We start from the raw sequence: 6,021 nt of genomic DNA, 5'->3' as shown, positions 1-6,021 counted from the left end.
GCGTACGGCCGCGATGCCCGCGATCGGCGTGCCGCAGGCTTCCTCGGCACCCGCACCGGCACCCGCGCCCCCGGCGGAGCCAGGGGCGCCCAGGAGCGGGGAGAAGTCCCTCAACGACTGGTTCGCCCCCCGCAGGGGCGGGTCGAACGGCGCGGGAATCCCGTCCCCGGGCACGGGCGGCGGTGATCCGGGCGGCCCGCGTTCCACCGATGGCCGGCCGCCGGGCGCCGTGCGCCAGCCGGGCATCGTCCCGCGCCGAGGCAGTTCCCTCAGCGATCTGGCGGCGACCGCCGACGTCCCTCCGGCGACGGGCGGGGGGAACGGATTCGCGCCCGGGGGCGCGGCCCCGTCCCCGGCACCGCACCCGCCGACCGGGGCGACGGGCGGCCCCGCGACGGGCACCATGCCGATCCGGCCGCGCCCCGGAGCGCACCGGGCCCCGACTGCTCCGGCGCCCGGCACGCCGGGTGTTCCCCGGGCTGATGGTCCGGGTGGTCCGCAGGCCGGTGTGACTGGTGTTCCGCAGGCCGGTGTGACTGGTGTTCCGCAGGTCGGTGTAGCTGGTGTGCCGCAGGGTGGTGGTCCCGGTGGTCCGCAGGCAGGCGGTCCCGGTGGGCCGGGTGCCGGTGCGCCCGGGGGTGGGCCGGGAGCAGCCGGTGTACCCCGGATGTCCGACGACACCGCCGTACTGACTCCGCAGAAGCCGGCCCCCGACGCGGGCGCCGCCCCTGGTCCTGGTCCCGGCCCTGGTCCCGGTCCCGGTGGGAATGTCTCCGGTGACACGCTCACCAGCGGCATGCCGGTGATCAGGCCGGAGCACGGATCGCCGTTCCCCGTTCCCGGCGGCTCCGGACCGGGTGCCCCGGCACAGCAGGGCGGGCCCGGCGGCTCCCCCGCGGAGTTCCCGGGCGGCCCCGGCGGCCCCGGCGGCCCGGCGGCCCCGGCCTCCGACACCGCGCCCGCCCCCCGGCCCGCGCCCCCCGCGCCCGCGAAGAAGAAGGGCCGCTCCAAGCTGGTCCTCGCGGGCGTCGGCGTCGTGGTGCTGGTCGGTCTCGCCTATGGCGCGGGTCTGCTGATGAACCACTCCGAGGTCCCGAAGAGCACCACGGTCCTCGGTGTCGACATCGGCGGCGGCACCAGGGAACAGGCGGCGGTCAAGCTCGACGCGGCCCTCGGCGAGCGTGCGGCGGCCCCCCTCCAGCTCACCGTCGGCGACAAGAAGGAGACGCTCGCGCCGGACAAGGCGGGACTCTCCCTGGACAGCCAGGCCACGGCGCGCGGCGCGGCGGGCAGCGACTACAACCCCGTCTCGGTGATCGGCTCCCTCTTCGGCGGTGAGCGCGTCGCCGAACCGGTCATCCTCGTGGACGAGGAGAAGCTCGGTGTCGCCCTCGCCGATCTGGCGGGCACCTCGGGCTCGGCCGTCGAGGGCACCATCACCTTCGAGCCGGGCAAGGTGACCGCGGTACCGGGCAAGGCGGGCCAGACACTGGACGCCGCCCGGTCCATGCGCGCGGTCGAGGACGCCTATCGCGCCCAGGTCGAGACCGGCACACCCGGCGCCGTCGCCCTCCCCGTCACCGCCCGCAAACCGTCCATCACCCAGGCCGAGCTGGACCGGGCGATGAAGGAGTTCGCCGAGCCCGCGATGTCCGACCGCATCACCATCAGGGCGGGCGGCAAGGAGATCCAGTTCGGCCCGGCCCGATCACTGCCGAAGATCCTCTCCATGAAGCCGGTCGACGGGAAACTGGTGGAGGTCTACAACAGGGAGGCGATCGATGAGCTGCTCGAAGGAGTCTTCGACGGCATCATGATCACCAAGGGCGACGGCAAGCGGCACCAGCTGAGCGCGGCCGATGTGGCCCAGGCGATGGGCCCGGCGCTGCGCGGCAGGACAGCGCAGGAGCGTACGGCGGAGATCCCGCTGAACGCGAGCTGATCCCCGCTCAACGCGAGCCCGCGCGACCGGTGCGCCGAAGGCCCAGGCCCAGGCCCCGGCCCGACTCGTTCTGACGGCCCCCGCCCACCCGCCCGGGTGCGGGGGCCGCTCCTGTCCCCGCGCCCAGGCCGCCGCGACCAGCGGACCGACCGCCGCGGACCCCGGACCCCGGACCGCTGTGAACCCTCCACGGTGCCCGATCCGTATCGCGCCCGTTCCGGAGCGGGTCGGCAGCGGAGGGCCCGCCTCCCCGCGCCCTCACCCGCGCGCCCCTCAGTTCAGCATCGAACGGGCCGCCCGCGCCCGCCCCCGGATCGCTTCCGCCGTCGACGGCTCCACGGCGGCCACCACATCCGCGTACGCGTCCAGCTCGGCCGCGCCCGTGAGGAAGTCGCCCCGCCGGACCAGGAGCTGTGCGCGCTCGTAGCGCAGCCGGGCGGGATGGGAGGGCAGCAGCAGGGAGAGTTCGACCGCCCAGAGCGCGACCGCCGACTGCTCGGGGCGGGCCGCGGCCCAGGCGCGGATGTTGTTCAGAATCCGTACGACCACATCGAGCGGAGGCGCCGGGCTCAGCATCGACGGGTCGAGCGGCACGCCGGTCGCGCTCGTCACCAGCAGTTCCGCATCGGCGCCGGTCAGCAGCCGGCCGCCCGCGAACGGGTCCACGAGCACCTGCCCGCCCGGGTCCCCGGGATCGCCGAAGCCGACCACGAAGTGGCCCGGCAGAGCGACCCCGTACACCGGCGCGCCCGCCCGCCGTGCCACCTCGATCCAGACCACCGACAGCAGGATCGGCAGCCCCCGGCGGCGGGTCAGCACCGCGTGCAGCAGCGAGGACTCCAGGCGCTGGTAGTCGCCCGGGGAGCCCCGGAAGCCACAGCGGTCGCCCAGCAGGTCACCCAGCGCCAGCGCCCAGGCACGCGCGCCCTTCGCCCCGTACGGCAGCCGCCCGGCGAGCCGGTCCAGCTCGATCTGGGCCGCGTCCACTCCGGCGTCGTCCAGGTCGGGGTCGGCCACCGCGCCCACCAGCAGACACAGCAGGGCGAGGTCGGGGCGCTCCGAGCGCGCCTCATCGGCGAACCGGCCCCGGTGGTCGGCGGAATCGTCGTGCATATGCCACCCGTACCCGTCTGTTGGTCCTTACGCACCCGTCCGCGCACACCTCGACCGTACGCACCGCGTCCGACGCCCTGAGCCAAGCCGGTGCGGAAGTCAGCCGGAAGTCAGCCGGAAGCCAGCCGGTGCGGACGTCGGGCGGACCGGAAGTGATGCGGACCGGAAGCGATGCGGACCGGACGTCAGGCCGACCGGAAGTGGTGATAGCTGTGGTGTGTCGCGAACCCCATGCCCGCGTAGAGGGCCCGCGCCTCCTCATTGTCCGTCTCCACCTGGAGCCATGCCGCCGACGCGCCCTCCTCCAGCGCCCGCCGGGCGAGCGCGGTCATCACGGCGGTGGCCAGGCCCTGGCGCCGGTACGCCGGGTCCACCTCGACCGCCATGAAACCGGCCCACCGCCCGTCGACCACACACCGCCCGATGGCGGCGGGCACCTCGTCGGGCCCCGGCCCCGGTCCCGGTCCCGGCACCGAGGCGAACCACACCGATGGGCCGCTGCCCAGCACCTTCAGCACATGCGGCCCCGGCTCGACGGAGCGCTGGTAGCGCCTGAGCCACCCCTCGTCGGCGGAGCGCTCCAGGACGACCCGCTCGACCGGCGCGTCGAGGTCGGCGACCGGGGCGAGTCCCCCGATCCGTACGTCCGCCGAGACCTCGCGCCACCAGCCGCGCGCTTCCAGTTCGGCGCAGAGGGTTTCCTGCGTCCCGGCCGCACCGGTCGCCGCCTGCACATAGGCGGGCAGTTTCCGGGCCTCGTACCAGGTGCGGACCCTGGCGAGGGCGTCGTCGAGCGGCAGTCCCGGTTCGCCGAGCGGCAGTACGGAATTGGCCCGCCGGGTGAAACCCACCCGCTGTCCGGCCTGGCCCGGCACCTCCCGGAAGGCGGCCCGCAGCTCCCACTCGCCGAGCCGTTCGCTCTCCACCGGCTGCCAGGCCCGTGCGGTCACCCGGGCCAGCTCGCCGAATCCGGCGGCGGGACCCCGGCGGCGGGCCGGTCCGGCGGGTACGACCTTGCCCGCGACCAGGGACGATTCCGGAATACGGACGCGGTCCCCCGCTCTGCGTGTGACCAGGAGCACACCTTTGTCCCAGGATGTGAGAACGCCGACCGTGTCGGTGAACTTCTCCGGGCCGCCACCGGGGTCGGCGAGACGCCGGATTGATACACGTTTGCCCACGTCAAGGGGTGTAATACGGACTTCGAGCCGTCCGGCGCCGATGAATTCCACAGCTCTGCCAGGCCCTCCTGTTCGGATCGTCCTCAGGAACGGAGATACTAGAGGCGGGCATCGACGACGCCGCGCTCCCGCGCAATGCAGCCCTACCGAGGAGGAACGACAGCGTGACCTACGTCATCGCGCAGCCTTGTGTCGACGTCAAGGACAAGGCATGCATCGAGGAGTGCCCCGTCGACTGCATTTACGAGGGCTCCCGGTCCTTGTACATCCACCCGGACGAATGCGTCGACTGTGGGGCCTGTGAGCCGGTGTGCCCCGTCGAGGCCATCTTCTACGAGGATGACACGCCGGAGGAGTGGAAGGATTACTACAAGGCGAATGTCGAGTTCTTCGATGAGCTGGGCTCGCCCGGTGGAGCCTCCAAGCTCGGCCTGATCGAGCGCGATCACCCCTTCGTCGCCGCCCTGCCGCCGCAGAACCAGTAGTCGGCGAGCCCGATCATCAGCCGGTCCCGTACGGTCGTCGTCCGTACGGGACCGAGGTGTTCAGCCCACGTGTGACACACGAGTGACTCCGGAAGCCCAGGTGTGCCACACGAGTGACCCCGGAAAGAGAAAGCCCGTGTTCGCAGTCTCTTCGCGTCTGCCCGTCTTCCCCTGGGACAAGCTGGAGCCGTACAAGGCGACGGCATCGGCGTATGCCGACGGCATCGTGGACCTCTCCGTCGGGACCCCCGTCGACCCCGTTCCCGAGCTGATCCAGCGCGCCCTGATCGAGGCCGCCGACTCGCCGGGCTATCCGACGGTGTGGGGGACCCCCGCCCTGCGGAACGCGCTCACCGGTTGGGTCGAGCGCCGGCTCGGCGCGATCGATGTCGCGCATACGAACGTCCTGCCCGTCGTCGGCTCCAAGGAGCTGGTGGCGTGGCTGCCGACGCAGCTGGGCCTCGGCGCGGGCGACAAGGTCGCCTACCCGCGGCTCGCCTATCCGACGTACGAGGTCGGCGCCCGGCTCTGCGGCGCCACCCCCGTCGACTACGACGACCCGTGCGAGCTGGACCCGGCGGGTCTGAAGCTGCTGTGGCTCAACTCGCCGTCCAACCCCACCGGGCGGGTCCTGGCCAGGGACGAGCTGGCCCGGATCGTCGCCTGGGCGCGTGAGCACGACGTCCTGGTCTTCAGCGACGAGTGCTATCTGGAGCTGGGCTGGGAAGCCGAGCCGGTCTCGGTGCTCCACCCCGATGTCTGCGGTGGCGCGTACGACGGCATCGTCGCCGTCCACTCCCTCTCCAAGCGCTCCAACCTGGCCGGGTACCGTGCCGCGTTCATCGCGGGCGACGACACGGTCCTGGGCGAGCTGCTCCGGATCCGCAAGCACGGCGGCATGATGACCCCGGCGCCCGTGCAGGCCGCCACGATCGCCGCGCTCGGTGACGACACCCATGTCACCGTGCAGCGGGCGCGGTACGCGGCCCGCCGCGCCGTTCTGCGGGCGGCCCTGGAGGGGCACGGATTCCGGATCGAGCACAGCGAGGCGAGCCTGTATCTGTGGGCGACGCGCGACGAGCCGTGCTGGGAGACGGTGGCGCATCTGGCCGGGCTCGGGATTCTCGTCGCCCCGGGCGACTTCTACGGGACGGCGGGGGACCGGTTCGTCCGGGTCGCGCTGACGGCGACCGACGAGCGGGTGGCGGCGGCGGTCAAGCGCCTCGGCGGCTGACCCCGCGACGAGTCCCCCGTATGAGTGCCTCCTCCGCGTACGAGTACGAGTGCCTCCCTCGCGTAC

At 73.2% G+C, this 6,021-nt stretch carries 5 protein-coding genes; 3 read left to right on the top strand and 2 right to left on the bottom strand.

Annotated features, from left to right (window positions below; genetic code table 11):
• A partial coding sequence (locus tag ACWF94_RS30520) for a hypothetical protein (RefSeq protein ID WP_453495652.1) occupies positions 1-1,942 on the top strand: 1,942 nt, incomplete at its 5' end.
• Between the two features lie 273 nt (positions 1,943-2,215).
• Here the strand turns inward: ACWF94_RS30520 and ACWF94_RS30515 are convergent.
• A complete protein-coding gene (locus tag ACWF94_RS30515; RefSeq protein ID WP_453495649.1) occupies positions 2,216-3,055 on the bottom strand; it encodes a transglutaminase family protein in 840 nt (279 codons plus the stop codon).
• A gap of 185 nt (positions 3,056-3,240) precedes the next feature.
• The gene (locus tag ACWF94_RS30510) at positions 3,241-4,287 is read right to left on the bottom strand and encodes a GNAT family N-acetyltransferase (RefSeq protein WP_453495646.1); all 1,047 of its coding nucleotides are present in this window, start codon (positions 4,285-4,287) and stop codon (positions 3,241-3,243) included.
• A 113-nt stretch (positions 4,288-4,400) separates the two neighbouring features.
• On the opposite strand from ACWF94_RS30510, the gene fdxA reads away from it, so the two are divergent.
• Both fdxA and dapC read left to right on the top strand, forming a co-directional pair.
• A complete protein-coding gene (fdxA, locus tag ACWF94_RS30505; RefSeq protein WP_019058397.1) occupies positions 4,401-4,721 on the top strand; it encodes a ferredoxin in 321 nt (106 codons plus the stop codon).
• A 136-nt stretch (positions 4,722-4,857) separates the two neighbouring features.
• Entirely contained in the window at positions 4,858-5,955 is a 1,098-nt protein-coding gene (gene dapC, locus ACWF94_RS30500) for a succinyldiaminopimelate transaminase (protein ID WP_453495641.1), read from the top strand.
• Positions 5,956-6,021: the final 66 nt, after the last annotated feature.

The sequence above is a fragment of the Streptomyces sp. NPDC055078 genome (assembly GCF_053607985.1).
Note: the sequence above shows the minus strand (reverse complement) of the source record. Positions and strands in the feature narration are given on the sequence as shown.

What these genes read in the sequence shown, in the direction of transcription:
- ACWF94_RS30515 (WP_453495649.1), bottom strand. Translation starts at nt 3,055, where the DNA reads ATGCACGACGATTCCGCCGACCACCGGGGCCGGTTCGCCGATGAGGCG.